Genomic DNA, 18,515 nt, shown 5'->3' on the forward strand with positions numbered 1-18,515 from the left:
GCTCCTTGTAGCCGACCTGGCCGTTCTCCAGCCGGTGGATCTTCCATTCGGATGCGCGGATCGCCTCGCCGGCCTGCTCGCGGGTGATGCCCTGCTCGGTGCGGAGCCGGCGGAGCTGGGCGCCGACCAGCATCCGCCGGACGATCGGGCCACCTCGCGGCTGGACCTCGCTCACGTCCTGCCTCCCACCTCCCGCGGGATCGCCAGTCCGCGGTGGTCACGCGGCGACCTCGGCCCGACAGCGGCCCTCGGCGTGCTCATGGGACGGGCTCGCCCACAGGGTCGGGGTCCGCCGCCGGGGTGTTGGGCAGGACGCGGACGGCCTCGTCGGGCAGGACGTGGACGTCGGTCCCGTCCACCGCGGTCACGTCCTCGAACCGCCTGACGAGCCCGACGAGCTGCCCCTCTCCTCCGGCCACGGTCAAGAGCTTACCGCGTCCGCGAAGGCCCCGAAGTTCTCCAGGAACCGCTGGGCGTCCGCCTCGGTGTGCTGCACCGACAGCAGCCACTGCTCGGACTTTCCCCAGGGGGGCAGGAACACCCCGCGGTTGTGCTGGAACAGCCAGTGGCAGTGGCTGAGCCGGTCGTCGATCTCGAGGAAGTCCCGGTAGTTGCGGACCGGGCCGGGCGAGAAGGTGACGCAGCCCTTGGCGCCGACCGCGACCACGTGGGCGGCCAGGCCGGTCCGCTCGATCACCGCCTGGCAGCCGGTGGCCATCTGCTCCCGCAGGGTCGTGAAGTGCTCGTAGGCGGCCGGGGTGAGCACCTCGGTGAGGGCGGCCCTGGCTGCGGCCATCGCCAGCGGGTTGCCGTTGAAGGTGCCGACCTGGTCGTAGCGGCCGGAGGTGATGTGCTCCATGACCTCGGCGGTGCCGCCGACGGCGGCCGTGGACAGGCCCCCGCCGATCGCCTTGGCCAGGCAGATCACGTCGGGCTGGACCCCGGACAGCTCCGTCACCCCGCCGGCGGCCACGGTGACCCCGGTCTTGACCTCGTCGTAGGCCAGCAGCACGCCGTGGCCCCGGGTCAGTGCGCGCACGCCCTCGAGGTAGCCGGGGGCGGGCGGGATGATGCCCGCGTTCATCATGATCGGCTCGACGATCATGCCGGCGACCTCACCCGGGTGCTCGGCCAGGACCCGCTCGAGGGTCTCCAGGTCGTTGAACGGCACCACCGTGGTCAGGGCGACGATCTCGGCCGGCACGCCCGAGCTGGCCGGGACGCTCGCGGGCCGGGACGCCGGGCCGGTCTCCCCGGCCGGGGGGTAGACCGAGACCTGCAGCGAGTCGTGGTGGCCGTGGTAGGCGCCCTCGAGCTTGACGATCCTGGGCCGCCCGGTGATCGCCCGCATCAGGTGCACTGCGTCCATGGTGGCCTCGGTGCCGGAGTTGGCGTACCGCCACACCGGCAGGCCGAAGCGCCTGGCCAGCTCCTCCGACACCGCGACGGCGTCCTCGGTGGGCTGGGCGAAGTGGGTGCCCCGGGCGACCCGGGCCGTGACGGCGGCCACCACCGCGGGGTGGGCGTGCCCGACTGCCATGACCCCGTAGCCGCCGTGCAGGTCGACGTACTCGGTGCCGTCCACGTCGTAGACCTTCGACCCGGCCCCGTGGGAGAGCCAGACCGCCTGGGGCCGGGCGATCTGCCAGCTCGAGGTCACCCCGCCTGCCAGGCTGCCCCTGGCCCGGCGCAGCAGCTCGGCCGAGCGGGGCTGCCGGTCCAGGAAGATCCGCTCCTGCGCTGCGATCAGCTTGTCGAGCCGGCTCGCGTCCAGGCCGGTGGTCCGCGCGTCAACCGCCATCCCAGCTCCCTCTCGTGCGCTCTGGTGGGACCGTTGCTGTGTGGTGCAAAGCGAGTCGGCCAGCATGAACTGGGCCCTCGAGCACCTCGGGCAGGCGCGGTGAGTGATTTCTCCGGAAACCTGATAGGCCGCATTCCCCTGTCCTCTTTGCCCAAGTATTCCCTAGGCCGGTGCCCCCACGGTAGGCTCGCAGGCGGGCTCGGACGACGGCCGATCCAAGGACGGGCGGCCCCGGGAGCCGGTCCCAGGGGGTGCCCCGATGCGGCGCTGTCTGCTCGTTGCCCTGGCCCTGCTCCTGCTGGTGCCCGCGGGGGCGGCGGCGCGGCCGGCCGGCCAGGCGGGGTCGGGAGCAGCCGGCCAGGCGCCGTCGGGGACGGGAGCGGCCGGCCAGGCGCCGTCGGGGACGGCCGGGCTGCCCGCGTGGGCCGCCGCCCGGGGTGCCGGCGTCACCCGGGACGCGGCCGGCATCGCCCGCATCCACGCCCGCACCGCTCACGACCTCTATTTCCTGCAGGGCTGGGCCCACGCCCAGGACCGGCTGTTCCAGATGGACGTGCGCCGCAGGCAGGCCGGGGGCACCCTGGCCGAGCTGCTCGGCCCGGGCGCGCTCGCCGGCGACGTGCAGCTGCGCACCATCGGCCTGCACCGGGCCGCGGCGCGGTCGCTCCCGGTGGTCTCCGCGCGGGCCAGGGCGGGGCTGGCCGCCTACGCCGAGGGGGTCAACGCCTGGGTCGCCGGCCACCAGCTCCCGCCCGAGTACGCCGCGCTCCACCTGACCGGGTTCCGGCCCTGGGCGCCGGTGGACAGCCTGAGCGTCGCCAAGCTGGTGTCGTTCAGCCTCTCGTTCGACCTCGACCTCGGCTTCACCGTCGCGCTCGCCTCCTACCAGGCGGCCGGCCGGGCTGCCGGCTTCGACGGCACCAAGCTGTTCTTCGAGGATCTGTGGCGCACCCAGCCGTTCACGCCGTTCGCGACCGTGCCGGACGCCAACCAGCCGGCCGGCACCGGGCAGCGCGCCCAGGCGGCCGTGACGGCACGGCCGGCGAGCGCCGGCCACAGCGCCGACCACCTGGGCGCGGCCGCGGCGCTCGGGCGCCGCTACCTCGAGCGCGCAGGCGCTGTCCCGCTGCTCGAGCGGGCGGTCACCCGGGGCGCCACCGCCGCCGGCTCCAACCAGTGGGCGGTGAGCGGCAGCAACGCCGTCGGCGGGGCGCCGCTGCTCGCCAACGACCCCCACCTCGGCCTGGACGCCCCCTCCACCTTCTACCCGGTCCAGCTCACGGCCGGGCCGACCGACGTCATCGGCAGCGGCTTCGCGGGCGCGCCAGGGGTCGTCGTCGGTCATAACCGCTTCATCTCCTGGGGTGCGACCGTCAACCCGCTGGATGTGACCGACACCTACCTTGAGCAGGTCCGCCCCGACCCGTCGTCGCCGAGCGGTCTGGCAACGGTCCACCAGGGCAGCCTGGAGCCGGTCGTGCCGATCCCCGAGGTGTTCCGCCAGAACAACCCGGGCTCGGGCCGGCCCGACGACGTCACCGTCGTCCCGCCCGGCGGCCCCGTGCCGGCCGCCACCCTGATCGTGCCGCGCCGCAACAACGGCCCGATCATCCAGCTCGACCAGGCGGCCGGCACCGCCCTGAGCGTGCAGTACACCGGGTTCAGCCCGACCAGGGAGATCGACACCTTCCTGCTCGCCGACGACGCCAGGAACCTGGCCGACTTCCGCGAGGGCCTGCAGTTCTTCGACGTCGGCAGCCAGAACTTCACCTACGCCGACGTGCACGGCACCATCGCCTACTTCACCTCGAGCGAGCTGCCTCTGCGCGAGGACCTGCAGGCCGGCACCGTCAACGGGCTGCCGCCGTTCTTCGTCCGCAACGGCGCCGGCGGCAACGAGTGGCTCCCGGCCAGCCAGCGCCACCCCGGGCAGGCGCTCCCCTACGAGATCCTGCCGCCGGCGGAGATGCCGCACACCGTCAACCCGCGCGCCGGCTTCGTCGTCAACGCCAACAACGACCCCATCGGCACGAGCCTGGACAACGACCCGCTGAACCAGCTCCGTCCCGGCGGCGGCATCTACTACCTGAACCCGGGCTACGACGGCATCCGCGGTGGCCGCATCGACCAGCTCATCCGCGGCCAGCTCACGCGGGGCGGGAAGCTGTCGCTCGGCGGCGTGCAGCGCATCCAGGCCGACACCGTGCTGGTCGACGCGCAGTTCTTCGTCCCCAGGATCCTGGGGGCGATGACCGCCGCACGGTCCAGCGCCACCCCGGCGCTGGCCGCCTTCGCCGCCGACCCGGCCGTGGTGCACGCGGTCGGGCGCCTGGCCGCCTGGGACCGCTCGACCCCGACGGGCATCCCCGAGGGCTACGACGCCAGCGACGTGCAGGGCCGCCGCCTGCCTCCCAGCGCCCAGGAGGTCCGCGGCAGCGTCGCGGCCACCATCTACGCCGTGTGGCGCAGCCAGTTCGTGCGCGACGTCATCGACGCCCGCCTGCAGCCGTTCCGCCTGCCCCACCCGGACGGCGAGCGGTCGCTGACCGCGCTCAAGCACCTGTTCGAGACCTTCCCGGCCAGGGGCGGGGTGGGCGCCTCCGGGGTCGACTTCTTCCCGCTGCCCGGGGTGGCGTCCGCCGCCGACCGGCGCGACGTCGCCGTGCTCGCGAGCCTGCGGCGCGCCCTGGACCGGCTCGCCGGCCCGGAGTTCGCGGCCGCGTTCCACGGCTCGACCGACCAGGACGACTACCGCTGGGGGCTGCTGCACCGGGTCGTGCTCGACCACCCCCTGGGCGGCCGGTTCGACATCCCGCCGGCCGCCGGAGCGTTCCCGCCGCCCCTGCCCGGCCTGCGCGGCATCCCGGTCGACGGCGGCTTCGACACCGTCGACGCGGCAACCCACGACGTGCGGGGCGGCGACGCCAACGGCTTCATGTTCGGCAGCGGGCCGGCCAACCGGTTCGTGAGCAGGCACGGCCCGCTCGGGGTGTACGCCGAGTCGAGCCTGCCCGGCGGCACCAGCGGCGTGCCGGGCAGCCGCTTCTACGTCAACCTGCTGCCGGGCTGGCTGACCGACGACACCTTCCCGCTGCTGCTCCGCTGAGGCCGGCCGGCGTGAGCGTGCCCATCATCGTGCAGGTCCGGCCCGAGCTCGCCGCCGGCCTGCATGGCCAGGCCGCCGCGCCCGAGGCGCGCGCGCTCGTGCGCGCCGCCGAGTCGCTCGGCGCGCCGCTGCGACCCCTGCACCCGGCCTCCCCGGCGGAGTCGGGCGGCATCGGGAGGAACGCGGCAACGGGCACCGGCGACCCGGAGCTGGCCGCCTGGTTCACCCTGGAGGTCCCCGACCAGGCGGCTGCGGAGCGGGCGGTCGGGGTGCTGCGGGCCGTGGACGGGGTCACCGCCGCGTACGTGAAACCGCCGGCCGAGCCGCCGTAGACCAGTCGGAGCCCAGGGCAGCACCACGCGAGACGGGCAGGCCATCCAGTCGCATGCGCTGCTGTGCTGGGCGGGGTCGTGACGGGGCCGTAGCAGCACCGCAAGACGAGCAGGCAAGCCAGTCACATGGGGAGTGACCATGCAGATGCAGCCAGAGCTCATCCTGGTGGCCCGGCCCGAGGCCGGGCTGCGGGCGACCGGTCCCCGGCTGACCGCGGCCCGGGCCGACCCGGACCCGCTCGCCGCCGTCCTGGACCAGGCGGGCGCCCGGCTGCGCCCGCTGTTCGGCGCGAGCGAGGAGCGGCTGCGCCACGAGGCCGAGGCCCTCGCTGCGGCCGGTCCGGCCCCGGCCGGCGACGGGACCGGCGGCGAGGAGGCGGGCACGGGGAAGGCCGCCGCTGGGGAGGCCGGCGGCGAGCGGGCCGGCGCGGAGCAGACCGGCACGGAGGAGGCCGGCGGCGAGGAGCTCCCGGCCCCACCCGACCTGTCGGTCTACTACCGGGTGGAGGCGGCCGAGAGCCAGGACCTTGCCGCCCTGGCCGCGCGCCTGCGCGAGCAGGAGCCCGTGCAGGGCGCCTACGTCAAGCCCCCGACCGCGCTCCCCCTGCGTCTCAACGCCATGGCCGCGCTGGCCGACGAGCCCCCCGTGGCCACGCCGAGCTTCGAGGCCAGGCAGGGGTACCTCAACGCTGCGCCAGGCGGGATCGAGGCGCGCTGGGCCTGGACCCGGGCCGGGGGCGAGGGGGCCGGCGTCGCGGTGATCGACGTGGAGGGCGCCTGGCGGTTCACCCACGAGGACCTGCTGCAGAACCAGGGCGGCGTGGTCGCCGGCCCGCAGATCCCCGACCTGGCATGGCGCAACCACGGCACCGCCGTCCTCGGGCAGTTCAGCGGCGACCGGAACACCCGGGGGGTGACCGGCATCTGCCCGCAGGCGGTCGCGCGCGCGGTCTCCATCGCCGCCCTGGGCTCCTCGGGCGCGATCCACCTGGCGGCCAACGCGCTCCGCCCTGGCGACCTGCTGCTGGTGGAGCTGCACCGCCCCGGCCCCCGCTTCGGCTACCAGACCCGCGACGACCAGCTCGGCTACATCGCGGTCGAGTGGTGGCCGGACGACTACGACGCGATCCGGTACGCGATCCGGCGAGGCGTCGTCGTGGTCGAGGCAGCCGGCAACGGCGCCGAGGACCTCGACGACCCGCTGTACGACACACCCGACGCGGGCTTCCCGGCCGGCTGGGCCAACCCGTTCCGGCGCCGCGCCCGCGACAGCGGCGCGGTCCTGGTCGGCGCCGGCGCCCCACCGCCGGGCACCCACGGCGCCGACTGGGGCCCGGACCGCTCGCGCCTGGACTTCTCCAACCACGGGGCGGCCGTCGACGCCCAGGGCTGGGGCCGGGAGGTCACCACCACCGGCTACGGCGACCTCCAGGGCGGCCAGAGCGAGGACGTCTGGTACACCGACTCGTTCGGGGGCACCTCGAGCGCCTCCCCCATCGTGGTCGGGTCGGTCGGGAGCCTGCAGGGCGCCATGCGGGCGGTCGGGAGGCCGCCGCGCACGCCGTTCCAGGCCCGCCGGCTGCTGCGCGGCACGGGCACGCCCCAGCAGGACGGCCCCGGCGCTCCGGCTGGGCAGCGCATCGGGGCCCGCCCGAACCTCCGCCAGCTCGTCGCCCAGGCCACCTCGACCCCGGGCGCGGCCGCCACCTCCCCCAACCCGGGCCGGTTCGACGTGTTCGTGATCGGCACCGACCTGGCCCTGTACCAGAAGGCCCTTTACGGCGGGGCCTGGCACCCCTCGCAGAGCGGAGGCTGGACGCGGCTGGGCGGGATCGTGCCGGAGGGACCGGCTGCGGTCCTCTCCCCCAGCCCCGGGCGTCTGGAGGTCTTCACGGTCGGGACCACCCACGCGATCTACCACAAGTCATGGGACGCGGGCGGCTGGAAGCCGTCCCAGGCCGGGTGGGTGCGGCTCGGCGACCCGGTGGAGAGCGCGCCGGTGGCCGTGTCCCGCGGCATGGGCCTGGTCGACCTGTTCGCCGTCGGGCCCGACCGGGCCCTGTACCACAAGGCGTGGGACGGCACGGCCTGGCAGCCGTCCCCGGCCTGGGAGCGGCTCGGCGGCAGGGTCGTGGGCGTGCCCGCCGCGGCCTCTTGGGCGCCGGACCGCCTCGACCTGGTCGCGCTGGGACCGGACAGGCAGGTGCGGCACCTGGCCTGGGGCCCCACCGGCTGGCGGCCGGCCTGGGAGCCGATCGGCGGCACCATGGAAGGCGGGCTGGCGGCCGTGTCCTGGGGCCCGGACCGCCTCGACGTGTTCGCGGTCGGCACCGACCGGGCCGTGTACCACAAGGCCTGGGACGCGGGCGCCTGGCTGCCCTCGCAGCTCGGCTGGGAGCGGCTCCCGAGCCTGGTCGAGGGCGCCCCGGTGGCGGTGTCGTGGGGCCCGGGCCGGCTGGACGTGTTCGTGGTCGGCACCAACAAGAACCTCTACCACAAGGCGTTGAGCGCGACCACCGGGTGGGCGCCCGCCGGCACCTGGGAGCGGCTGGGCGGCAACGTCCTGGCCAGCCCGGCGGCTGCCGCACGGGGCCCGAACCGGCTGGACGTGGTGGCGGTCGGCACCGACCGGGCCGTGCTCCACAAGGCCTGGGACGGCGCCGCCTGGCGGCCGTCGTCGCTCACCTGGACGTCCCTGGCGGGCACGGTCAGCTACTAAGGGCTCGCCGCTCAGCAACATTGGCATTCCAGAAGGAGCCTGCCCAGGCCAGAGGGCCGAGCTTGTACAAGTTGTCGAGCGGAGGGCCCTAAGCGGCTCCAGGGCGATCATCGCGAATGCACCAGCGCCCCTCCGAACCCGTCCCCGATGCACACGAATCCCGCTGCTGCGGCCACCGCCGTCCAGTGATCTTGGGGAACCTGCTGTTGGGCACGAGCCAGCGCTGCTGCAGCCGGAGTCCCAGCCGCGAGAAGGCGGTGAAGCTCGATCATGAGTGGAGCCGTCTCGACATCTGGAATCGTGACGACGGAGGCGATCAGCTGCCGAGTGCCACGGGACAGGAAGGTTGCGCCAAGCCCGAGCAACTCGTCTCCCGCCAGGACGACCGCCCGGCCGCTCTCGCAGGCCGCCAGGACGACCGTGTGGGGCGTCTGTTCCAGGGACTCCAGATCGTACGCGGTCAGCGGGCCGTCGCCGAGGTCGATCGAGGAGAACAGCGGGTTGTCGGCGCGCAGACGTCCGTGCACCGCGAGGTGGACCAGGCTCGCCTGCTTCAACGCATCGGTCAGCGTCGCGACGGTTGGCAGCGGGTCGAGCATGGCCTTCGTCTGGTAGATCGCGGCGACCTTCTCCGCCTCGACCCGGGCGCCTGGCAGTCTCTCGTCGGCGGCGATGACGTGGCCGCCGGATGCAGGTGGACGTCGGCTGGCCATGCGCCACAACCCTGCCGAGGGCGACACGCTGACCGGCCGTCCGAAGAGCGACGGCAGGATCGACCAGGGCAAGGATTGCAGCGGTCCAGTCGGGACCACCAACACCGGGCGGTCACCGATCTGGTCAGCGAGCGGTCGGAGAAGCATGTCGTCAAGCCGCGCTGCCGCGTGCCGCAGCACAACCGCGGCGGCGGAGCGGCTCGCCGCGGCGGCATGGTGACGGGTGAGGCGTCGTAGCGCGAACGGCAGGCGGTCGACCAGGTCTTGCACCTGCGTCATCGATCCAAGCTGCGAGAGGCGTGCGCTTCCGTCCACCACGGTGACGGCATGGAGTGCCTGGTCCAGCTGCACGAACTCGACCAAGGCCGTCACACCAAGCCCTTCGCCCAAATCCTGCTTCAACGACCGCGCAGTCACCGCGTGCCAGCTCGCGTCGCCGCGTTGGTGACGACAGTGGTCGCGGATCTCACGTTCGAGAGCAACTTGACGGTGGACGAGCTTGGCGACACTGCGACCTTCCCGACGGCGCTGCTCGATGTGGGCGATCGTCGCCCGCAGCTCGGACAGGTCGTGGGCGAGGACCGGATCGTCCGGCGGGCGGACGGGCCGGAGCAGGAGATGGCGCGCACGGCCGCGTTCCGCCCACAGCAGCACCCGATCGGGGCTGCCGTCCTGCAAGGCAACCCGCAGTCCGAGTTCGACGAGCTCAGACCGGTGCCCGGAGGCGCGGGCCCGCAAGTCCGTCGCTCCGAGGGTGGCCTGGTACTCGTCGAGGATCTGCAGCCCGGCGGTGACCGCGCGAAGCGCGCCACGACGGTTCCCACTGGTCAGCCGTAGCAGCGCCTCTCCGTACCAGGCGCGTGCCCGTAGCGAGGCTGGCCCCCGCTCGCGGTGCAGGCTCGCCTGCTGAAGCTGCAAGCAGCCCTGCCGTGTCTGACCGCGGTCGAGCCTGAGCCGGCCTGCGAGCAGCCGCGCATCCAGAGCAGCCGCATGCCAACGAGCAGCGGCGAGCTCATCTGCAAGACGTTCCGCCTGTCGAGCGCTGGGCTGTGGGAGGCGGTCGGTCGCCAGGGAGGCTGTCAGCGCCGCGAAGCGTGCGAGCGCCACCCACCTGCGGCGGTTGTGCCGCGCGAACTCCCGCACTGCGCGGCGTGCCTCTTGCAGGGCGCGGTCGGGATCTCCGTCGAGTCCCGCCGCCCTGGCAAGCACCAGCCGGGCCTCGGGCAGCCTGATCCGCTCGCGGACCGCCTCGAGCTCGCTCACCGCCTGCTCTGCTACTTCTCGGGCCTCCGACACGAGTCGGACCGACAGCAAGAGTTCGCTGCGGTCGACGAGGAGCGAGCCCAGCGGATTCCTGTGCATCCGGTAGTGTCGTTCGGCAAGGCCCATGTACTTCAAGGCGGCCACCACGTCGCCGCGCTGCGCGTTGAGGAAGCCGAAGTTCTCCAGCACATACGCCATCGACAGCCTGAGGCCGGCCCGCGCACACACCCGCTCGGCCTGCTGCAAGTCCTGCTCGGCAGCGGCAAACTCCTGCTGGAACGTGTGCAGGACCGCCCGGTTGGACAACACCCGCTGCACCCATTCGAGGTCTCCAGCGTCCTGCAGCAGGCGGAGGGTCTTGCGGTACTCCGAGAACGCTTCGGGAAGCCGGCCAAGCTGGTGCAGGATCGCGGCCCGCTGCGCCCGGGCTCGCACTCGCTCGATTCCACGCAGGGCCGACACCGCTGCATCGATCTCTCCCAACGCCCGCCCGGACTGCCCGCGGACGCTCAAGAGGAAGGCGAGCGTCATCTGCGCCTCGGCCGCTAGCTGGGCCGACCCGGCTCTGCGGCCAAGCGCGACCGCGGCCCGCAGATGCCGCAGTGCGACATCCTGATCCTCGAGGTGCTCGGCAGCCAGCCCCAGCGCCCGCTCGGCGACCGCGCCCGCCACGTGGTCGTGTTCCTTGCGCGCCTGGAGCACGACTGCGGATGCGAGCTTGGACGACCGGGCCGGACTGCCTTGAGCGAGCCGGAGCGCCTCGCGGGCCTGTTCCCTGATGGTGCTGTTCATGAGCGATGACTAGAGTGGCGCGAAACTGCCGTACGCTTCAACCGGCTTCTACGGTGTTGTATCAATCCTGGCCAGGCTGTCTCCTCCAGTCCAGGAGCCAAGTGACCACCTCGGGACGGTCGCTGCACCTACCCCGAGTCGCTGCACCTACCCCCGAAAGGAAGGCGAGCAGGATGGCGGAGCACCCGTACAAAGCCGGGCGGATAGAGAAGTATGCCCAGAACGAGTTGGTCGTCGAGCTCCGCTACCTCCCGCACATACTGATGAGACTCCGTGGCTTCGGGTTGGCCCAGGGAGATCCCGGACCTGAGGACCAGAGCCACGAACTCGGCTTGGCGCGGCTCAAGCTGGGCGACATCACGGGGATCGAGGCGCTGCTGCGGGAGCACGAGGAGAAGCTCGGATGCTCCTACTACAGCGCAGAACTGGTCCGGAAGTCGCGTGGTGACCACGCCGCGGACCTGGACTTCCTGCTACGAGGCCTGCGGGAATCGTTCGGAAGGGAGTACGCCGGCTGGTGGCCCACCATGGGCAAGAACCGGGTCGTCGAGGGAGTGCCCGGCCAGCAGTTCGTCGTCCAGCAGGCTGGCGGCGAGTACGTCATCGGCCATGGAGGGGACGGGCCCCCCGGTCCCGCAGCGCTCCCGGCCTCCTGGGCGCGTCGGGCAGGGCCGGACTCGCACTTTGCAAGGGTCGGCCTCCTGGACACCCCGCTCGTCGAACATGAGTTCCTGCGGGGCGCGTGCTTCGGGATCGACGGCAAGGCCGTCGTGGCTCGTGAGTCGGGGACGCCGCGGAGTTGGCGGGCGGGGCATGCGACGTTCGTTGCCGGTCTTGTTCGGCGACAAGCGCCGAGTGCCGAGCTCGTCGTGAAGGGAGTCCTCGACAGCAAGACCGGAACCGCCGACACCTGGGCTGTCGCGACGGCGATGGTCCAGTTCGCGCGGTTCGACGTTGACATCCTCAACTTGTCGTTCGGCTGCTTCACTGATGACGGTCAGGCGCCGCTTGTGCTGCAACGGGCGCTCGACCGGCTTGGGCCCAGGGTCATCGTCGTGGCGGCGGCTGGCAATCACGGGAGGGTGAAGGAGGAGCAGGAGAAGCTTCGGGAGGATGAGCGCGAGGGCAAGAGCGAGCACGATCCCAAGGCGCCGCTATGGCCAGCAGCCTTCGACGGTGTCGTGGCTGTCGGTGCCTCCAAGGAGTTCGAGAAGCCGGTACGAGCCAAGTTCAGTCCGGACGTTCCGTGGGTCAAACTGCTCGCGCCTGGAAAGAAGCTCGTGAGCACGTACCTGCGTGGTCCCGTTGAAGGCATTCAAGAGAATTTCCTGGACGGACAGGATCTCCGCTTCGACGGAGCGGCGAAATGGAGCGGGACATCCTATGCCGCAGCCAACGTCACCGGCGTGATCGCGGCGCGGACGTCGCCGGGACAGCGGAGCGCGCGAGAGGTGCTTGGTCACCTGCTCGACCGGTCGCCGGAGGCAGAGGAACGGGGCTGGGTCGTCGCACCGCAGGACGAGCCGGAGGCGCCACCACTCGTCAAGCTCGTTCGCAGCCCAGAGTATTGACGTGCCAGGCAGATGCGCACCTGCCGCGCAGCACTCGACGCCGCCCTGTGGACCGCCGACACCGTCCCGCAGGAGTTCATCGAAGCCGCCAAGGAGATCTACCCAGCTTGTTCCGCTTGCGCTGCGTCACCGCTGATGGCGCCACTGTTCTGACCAGTTTGATAGCCTTGCAGACCTTCTACTAGTGACCTGCTGCTTAGCCGGCTGCGTCATAGACCTCGGGGTTGACACAGTGCGGCAGGCGGTCGCCGCGGAGGGCGGCGAGGGCGTTGTCAGCGGCCAGCCCGGCCATCTTGGCCCGGGTGGCCACGGTCGCGGAGCCGATGTGGGGCAGGACGACGCAGTTGTCGAGCGAAAGCAGGGGGTCGTCCAGCGGGATCGGCTCCTCCTCGGTGACGTCGAGGCCAGCGGCGAAGATGCGGTTGCGGCGCAGGGCGCCGGCGAGCGCGGCCTGGTCGACGATGGGCCCGCGGGCGGTGTTGACCAGCACCGCGGTGGGCTTCATCAGCTCGAGGGCGCGCTCGTCGATGAGCGCGCGGGTCTCCGGGGTGAGGGCGCAGTGCACGCTCACCACGTCCGAGCGGCGGAGCAGGTCCTCGAACCCGACCCACTCGACCCTGGCCGCGTCCTTGGGATGGCGCGTCCAGGCAAGGACGCGCATGTCGAACCCCTGCGCCCGCCGGGCGACGGCCGCGCCGATCTTGCCGAAGCCGACGATGCCCAGGGTCGCGCCGGCCAGGTCGTGACCGAGCATGAACTCCGGGTCCCAGGTGACCCACTCGCCCTTGCGGATGGACCGCTCGGCCTCGACCAGGCGCCGCGTCGCGGCCAGGATGAGGGCGAAGGCCAGGTCGGCGGTGGTCTCGGTGAGCACCCCGGGCGTGTTGCCGGCCGGGATGCGGCGCCTGGTCAGCTCGTCGACATCGAGGTTGTCGTAGCCGACGGCCACGTTGGCGACCACGCGCAGGCGGGGGCAGGCATCCAGGAGCGCGCGGTCGACCCGTTCGGTGAGCATCGTGACCAGCGCGTCGGCCTCGGCGGCGTGCTCGGCGACCGCCTCGGGCGGCGGCGGGAGCCGCTCGGGCCAGACGCCGACGTCGGCGGCGGCGGCGAGCCGCTCGAGGGCGTCGCCGGGCAGCCGGCGGGTGACGTAGACGAAGGGGCGCTTGACGGGCACCTGGGCGGCCTTTCTGCTCGGGGGACGACCCCGCCGACGGCGACGGCTCTTGCTACCGCCGACGACCCGCCACGGTCAAGGACCGCCGGCGCGCCCGCTTCCCTCGCGGCATTTGGGATACTGCGGCGAGAAGCACACCAACAGAAGCTCACGGCGACCAGAAGCCGGCGGCGACCAGAAGCCGGCGGCGACCAGAAGCCGGCGGCGACCAGAAGCCGGCGGCCACCAGAAGCCGGCGACCACCAGAAGCCCACGACGACACGATTGGTGGACAGTGCCGCTGCCAGAGAGGGTCACCAACCCGGTTCCCAGCGCCGACGGGGGCGCGCTCCGGGGCGAGCCGGTGCGGCCTGGGACGGGCGAGCCCCTGCCCGGCCTTCCGGAGGGGCAGGCGCGCAGCCGGCTCCGCGGCTACCTGCTCGCCGAGGCGCTGGCCGTGGCCCTCGGCTACGCCGCGACGACCCTGAAGGACGGGCCGCCGCGCTCGCCCTCGGAGTGGAGCCTGGTCGTGGCCGGTGGGGTCGCGGTCGGCATCCCCCTGTGGATCAAGTCGCGGCGGGAGATCCGCCAGGAGGCGGCTGCCAGGTCGGCCGAAGCGCTGGCGATCGACACTGACGCGCGGCTGCGGCTCATCGTCGGGGACGTGACCGCGCCGATCGCCGAGGTGGTGGGCCGGGTCCACCAGGCCCGTACCAGGCCGGAGCGCAGCTCGCTGCAAGGCCAGCTCAAGCAGCTCATCGTCGAGGCCGCCGCCAACCTGTGCAACGGCGACCGGACCCGGGCGACATTCTTCGAGCTGGACGGCGGGGTGATGCGCCCGCAGGCTTGGACCGGCCGCTCGGACCGGCCGAGCCGGGTGTTCACCGACCGTCCCGACGACCGGTCGGGCCAGGAGGCCCTCCTGCTCGTCCGCTTCCACGACTTCCTGTTCGTCGAGGACGTCCACGCCGAGGCGCTCCCGCCCGGGGTCCAGCCCAAGCCGACCAGCAAGTACCGGTCGTTCATCAGCGTCGCGGTGTTCTGCGGCGAGCAGAGCTTCGGCATGCTCTCGGTCGATGCGCCGCTGCCCCACGCGTTCGACGAGACCGACCTGAACGTGGTCCGGGCCATGGCCCAGCTCCTGGGCGCCGGGCTTGTCGAGGGGCCGGTGGAGCTGGCAAGGTAGCCGGTGGAGCTGGCAAGGTAAGGGTGACGTCCGACCGGAGGGAGGCGCGATGGTTCGGGGCCGCGTGATGCCCGAGGAGGCGCGGGCGTGGAGCACAGGCCGGCTGCGTTCCAGCGAGTACTTCGCCTGGGCCCGGCGGCGCGCCTTCACCCGGGCCGGGGACACGATCCGCACCCGCCTGCGCGAGCTCGACGGGACGGCCGGCCACGGCGAGGCGCTCCCGGAGCCCCCGCGGCACCGCTGACGGCTCCACCCTCCGGCCACTCGGCGCCTCGGCGTCCGAGTCCCACGCGGCGCCCCGGGCCCGCCGCGCAAAAGGGGTCGTACGTTGTCGTGCCGGGGCATACTGACGGCATGGGCGCGCGGGTGTGGAGTCCGGGGTTCGTCGGCCGTACCGGCGAGGCGCAGCAACTGCCAGATCGCCGAACCGGCATCCCGACGAGGCGAGGCGCCTGACGGTGGGCGGCCTCGGGGTCGACCGGGCCGAGATGCTCGCAGCGGTTGCGCTTGTGGTGCGCGAGTCGGATCGTTTCGTCTCATCCGTCCTCCGGCCGCGCCGCGGCCAGGTGGCCGACCGGGAGGTGATGGCGGCAGCAGGGTTCGGCAGGCGTCAGCAGGCCCTGCGCCGGGCGCGACCGGCGCGGCGGGCCAGAACGAGGAAGAAGGTGGGAAGGTTGCTGGACAAGCGGATCGGCCGGACCGTACGGGTCGTCGCCCTCAGCGCGCTCATCGCGCTGGTGGCGGCCGCCTGCGCGACCACGAAGTCGTCGTCGGGCGGGGGCACGCCATCGGGCGGGGCCAAGAAGATCGCCCTGCTGCTACCCGAGACGAAGACCACCAGGTACGAGGCGCAGGACCGGCCGCTGTTCGAGGCCAAGGTCAAGGCGGTGTGCGCCGACTGCCAGGTCATCTACTCCAACGCCGCCCAGGACGCGTCCAAGCAGCAGAACCAGGCCGACGCCGCCCTCACCAACGGCGCCAAGGTGATGGTCCTCGACCCGGTCGACTCGGCCTCGGCGGCCTCGATCGTGAGCAAGGCCAAGGCCAAGAGCGTCCCGGTGATCAGCTACGACCGCCTCATCAACAACGCCGACATCGACTACTACGTCTCGTTCGACAACGTTCAGGTCGGCAAGCTGCAAGGGCAGGCGCTGGTCGACAAGCTCAAGAAGGACGGCAAGTCGGGCCAGATCGTGATGATCAACGGTGCGCCCACCGACAACAACGCCTCGCTGTTCAAGAAGGGCGCCCACTCGGTGATCGACTCGAGCGGGTTCAAGGTCGCCAAGGAGTACGACACCCCGGACTGGAGCCCGAACAAGGCCCAGGACGAGATGGAGCAGGCGATCACCGCGGTCGGCAAGAACAACTTCGTGGGCGTCTACGCGGCCAACGACGGCACCGCGGGCGGGGCCATCGCGGCCCTGAAGGGCCAGGGCATCAGTCCCTCCAGCCGGCCTGTCACCGGCCAGGACGCCGAGCTGGCCGCCGTCCAGCGGATCCTCACCGGCGAGCAGTACATGACCGTCTACAAGGCGATCAAGCCGGAGGCCGAGGGCGCCGCCCAGCTCGCGGTCGACATCGTGAACGGCAAGACCCCCGACGCGAGCCTGGTCAAGGACAAGACCCCCAACGGCCAGAAGGACGTCCCGTCCATCATCCTCACCCCGATCGCGGTGACCAAGGACACCGCCAAGGAGACGATCGGCAAGATGATCAGCGACGGCTTCCTGAAGGCGGCCGACATCTGCGCCGGCCCAGCCGCCTCGGCCTGCCAGACCGCCGGGATCAGCTCCTGACACCCGGTGGGCGGCGGGCCGCCGGCCCGCCGCCCACCGGCCCTCTCGTCCACCCATCCCGAAGGAGGCGCGGGTGGCCACGAACACGCCACTTCTCGAGCTGCGCGGTGTGAGCAAGCGCTTCGGCGCGGTGCAGGCGCTCAGCGCCGTCGACTTCGCAGCCCACACCGGCCAGGTCACCGCGCTGGTCGGTGACAACGGGGCCGGCAAGTCGACCCTGATCAAGACCATCTCGGGCATCAACACCTACGACGAGGGCGAGTACCTGTTCGACGGCAAGCCGGTCCACGTCACCGGGCCCCAGTCGGCCACCGCGCTGGGGATCGCCACCGTCTACCAGGACCTCGCGCTCTGCGACAACCTGGACGTGGTCGCCAACCTCTACCTGGGCCGGGAGGAGACGGGCGGCTCGCGGCTGCTGAACGAGACCGCGATGGAGCGCGAGGCCTCGTCGGTGCTCAAGCGCCTGGCCGTGCGCATCCCGAGCGTGCGCACCCAGGTCGCCTCGCTGTCGGGCGGGCAGCGCCAGGGGGTCGCGATCGCCCGGTCGATGCTGGGCAAGCCCCGGATGGTCGTGCTCGACGAGCCGACCGCCGCGCTCGGGGTCGCCCAGACCGCCCAGGTGCTCAACCTCATCCGCCGGCTGCGCGACCAGGGCCTGGCGGTGGTGGTGATCAGCCACAACCTGGCCGACGTGTTCCAGGTCGCCGACCGCATCGAGGTGCTGCGCCTGGGCAAGCACGTGGCCGCCTTCGACGCCAGGGAGACCAGCTCCGACGAGGTCGTGTCGGCCATCACCGGGGCCAAGGCCGGCGACGAGAAGGCGCCCGTGGAGGTGAGCGAGGAATGACCGTCAGCGACCTCGACCCGAGGCTCCTCTCCGACCAGCCCGGCCTGGCCGGCGCCTGGGCCGGGCTTCGCCGCCGCGTGGCCCAGGGGGAGCTCGGCAACCTCCCGGTGATCGTCGGCATCGCGATCATCTGGGCGATCTTCCAGATCGCCAACCCCAACTTCCTGACCCCCGGCAACCTCACCAACCTGGTCCTGCAGATCGCCGCGTTGGGCACCATGGCGGTCGGCATGGTGCTGGTGCTGCTGCTCGGCGAGATCGACCTGTCGGTCGGGGCGGTCAGCGGCCTGGCCGCCGCGGTCATGGCCGTCCTCAACGTCAAGCAGGGCGTGTCCGGGCCGCTGGCCATCCTCGCCGGGCTGGGCACGGGCGCCGCCATCGGCCTGCTGCAAGGGTTCTGGGTCACCCGCTTCCGCATCCCGGCGTTCGTGGTCACCCTTGCCGGCCTGCTCGCCTGGCAGGGCGCGCTGCTGTTCGTGCTCGGCGAGACCGGCACCGTCAACCTCACCGACAAGACCATCACCGGGCTGGCCAACACGTTCTTCATCCCGCTGGACGCATGGCTGCTGGCCATCGTCGCGATCGCCGCCTACGCCGGGGCGAAGCTCTGGGAGCGGCGCACCCGTGCGGCGGCCGGGCTGCCGGTACCGCCGACGCGCGCGATCGTGACCCGCATCGTCGTCATCGGGGCGGCCCTGCTCGCCACCGCCGCGGTGCTGGCCGCCGACCGCGGGCTCCCGCTGGCCGCCATGATCTTCATCGGCGTGGTGGTCGTGTTCGACCAGCTCATCAAGCGGACCCGCTTCGGCCGCCACATCCTGGCCGTGGGCGGCAACGCCGAGGCCGCCCACCGGGCCGGCATCAAGGTCAACAACGTCCGCCTGGTGGTGTTCGTGCTGGCCTCCACGCTGGCGGCGGCCGGCGGCATCCTGGCCGCCTCCCGCCTGTTCGCGGTCAACCAGTCGTCGGGCGCCAGCGACCTGCTCCTCAACGTCGTCGCTGCGGCCGTGATCGGCGGCACCAGCCTGTTCGGCGGGCGCGGGTCGGCCTATTCGGCGCTGCTCGGGGCACTGGTGATCGGGTCGATCTCCAACGGCATGGACCTGCTCGGGGTCACCTCGGACAAGAAGTTCATGGTCACTGGGGCGGTGCTGCTGCTGGCTGCCACTGTCGACGCGCTGTCGCGGCGCGGCCGCCAGGCCCACGGCCGGGCCTGACCCGCGGGGT

Annotated in this window: 14 protein-coding genes; 9 read left to right on the top strand and 5 right to left on the bottom strand. The window is 72.5% G+C overall.

What is annotated here, in order from left to right:
• The 3 genes from VG276_06960 to VG276_06970 all read right to left on the bottom strand — a co-directional run.
• A partial coding sequence (locus tag VG276_06960) for a helix-turn-helix transcriptional regulator (GenBank protein ID HEV8649139.1) occupies positions 1-133 on the bottom strand: 133 nt, incomplete at its 3' end.
• A 124-nt stretch (positions 134-257) separates the two neighbouring features.
• Positions 258-419, bottom strand: a complete 162-nt coding sequence (locus tag VG276_06965; protein HEV8649140.1) for a hypothetical protein — start codon at positions 417-419, stop codon at positions 258-260.
• A gap of 2 nt (positions 420-421) precedes the next feature.
• Complete coding sequence (locus VG276_06970) at positions 422-1,801, bottom strand: aspartate aminotransferase family protein (protein ID HEV8649141.1); 1,380 nt, start codon at positions 1,799-1,801, stop codon at positions 422-424.
• Between the two features lie 259 nt (positions 1,802-2,060).
• On the opposite strand from VG276_06970, the gene VG276_06975 reads away from it, so the two are divergent.
• The 3 genes from VG276_06975 to VG276_06985 all read left to right on the top strand — a co-directional run bounded on the left by VG276_06975 (position 2,061) and on the right by VG276_06985 (position 7,958).
• Positions 2,061-4,907, top strand: a complete 2,847-nt coding sequence (locus tag VG276_06975) for a penicillin acylase family protein (protein ID HEV8649142.1) — start codon at positions 2,061-2,063, stop codon at positions 4,905-4,907.
• A gap of 11 nt (positions 4,908-4,918) precedes the next feature.
• Positions 4,919-5,239 (top strand): hypothetical protein, encoded by a 321-nt coding sequence (locus tag VG276_06980; protein ID HEV8649143.1) that lies wholly within the window; start codon positions 4,919-4,921, stop codon positions 5,237-5,239.
• Between the two features lie 139 nt (positions 5,240-5,378).
• Entirely contained in the window at positions 5,379-7,958 is a 2,580-nt protein-coding gene (locus VG276_06985; protein ID HEV8649144.1) for a hypothetical protein, read from the top strand.
• Positions 7,959-8,065: 107 nt separating this feature from the next.
• Here the strand turns inward: VG276_06985 and VG276_06990 are convergent, their stop codons facing one another.
• Positions 8,066-10,726: a CHAT domain-containing protein gene (locus VG276_06990; protein ID HEV8649145.1), complete on the bottom strand. Its 2,661-nt coding sequence runs from the start codon at positions 10,724-10,726 to the stop codon at positions 8,066-8,068.
• Positions 10,727-10,899: 173 nt separating this feature from the next.
• Between VG276_06990 and VG276_06995 the strand changes: the two genes are divergently transcribed.
• Complete coding sequence (locus tag VG276_06995) at positions 10,900-12,297, top strand: S8/S53 family peptidase (GenBank protein HEV8649146.1); 1,398 nt, start codon at positions 10,900-10,902, stop codon at positions 12,295-12,297.
• Between the two features lie 196 nt (positions 12,298-12,493).
• On the opposite strand, the gene VG276_07000 is transcribed toward VG276_06995, so the two are convergent.
• Entirely contained in the window at positions 12,494-13,474 is a 981-nt protein-coding gene (locus VG276_07000; GenBank protein HEV8649147.1) for a D-glycerate dehydrogenase, read from the bottom strand.
• Between the two features lie 274 nt (positions 13,475-13,748).
• Here VG276_07000 and VG276_07005 point away from each other — a divergent pair, with 274 nt between their 5' ends.
• The 5 genes from VG276_07005 (at position 13,749) to VG276_07025 (ending at position 18,505) form a co-directional block, all read left to right on the top strand.
• Positions 13,749-14,639 (top strand): GAF domain-containing protein, encoded by an 891-nt coding sequence (locus VG276_07005; GenBank protein ID HEV8649148.1) that lies wholly within the window; start codon positions 13,749-13,751, stop codon positions 14,637-14,639.
• 49 nt (positions 14,640-14,688) lie between these two features.
• A complete protein-coding gene (locus VG276_07010) occupies positions 14,689-14,883 on the top strand; it encodes a hypothetical protein (GenBank protein HEV8649149.1) in 195 nt (64 codons plus the stop codon).
• 421 nt (positions 14,884-15,304) lie between these two features.
• A complete protein-coding gene (locus tag VG276_07015) occupies positions 15,305-16,438 on the top strand; it encodes a sugar ABC transporter substrate-binding protein (GenBank protein HEV8649150.1) in 1,134 nt (377 codons plus the stop codon).
• Positions 16,439-16,511: 73 nt separating this feature from the next.
• Positions 16,512-17,288, top strand: coding sequence for an ATP-binding cassette domain-containing protein (locus VG276_07020; protein ID HEV8649151.1), 777 nt, complete (start codon positions 16,512-16,514; stop codon positions 17,286-17,288).
• Complete coding sequence (locus VG276_07025) at positions 17,285-18,505, top strand: sugar ABC transporter permease (GenBank protein ID HEV8649152.1); 1,221 nt, start codon at positions 17,285-17,287, stop codon at positions 18,503-18,505. The genes VG276_07020 and VG276_07025 overlap by 4 nt, the downstream gene beginning before the upstream one ends.
• Positions 18,506-18,515: the final 10 nt, after the last annotated feature.

This window comes from Actinomycetes bacterium (genome assembly GCA_036000965.1).
Lineage (GTDB): Bacteria > Actinomycetota > CALGFH01 > CALGFH01 > CALGFH01 > DASYUT01.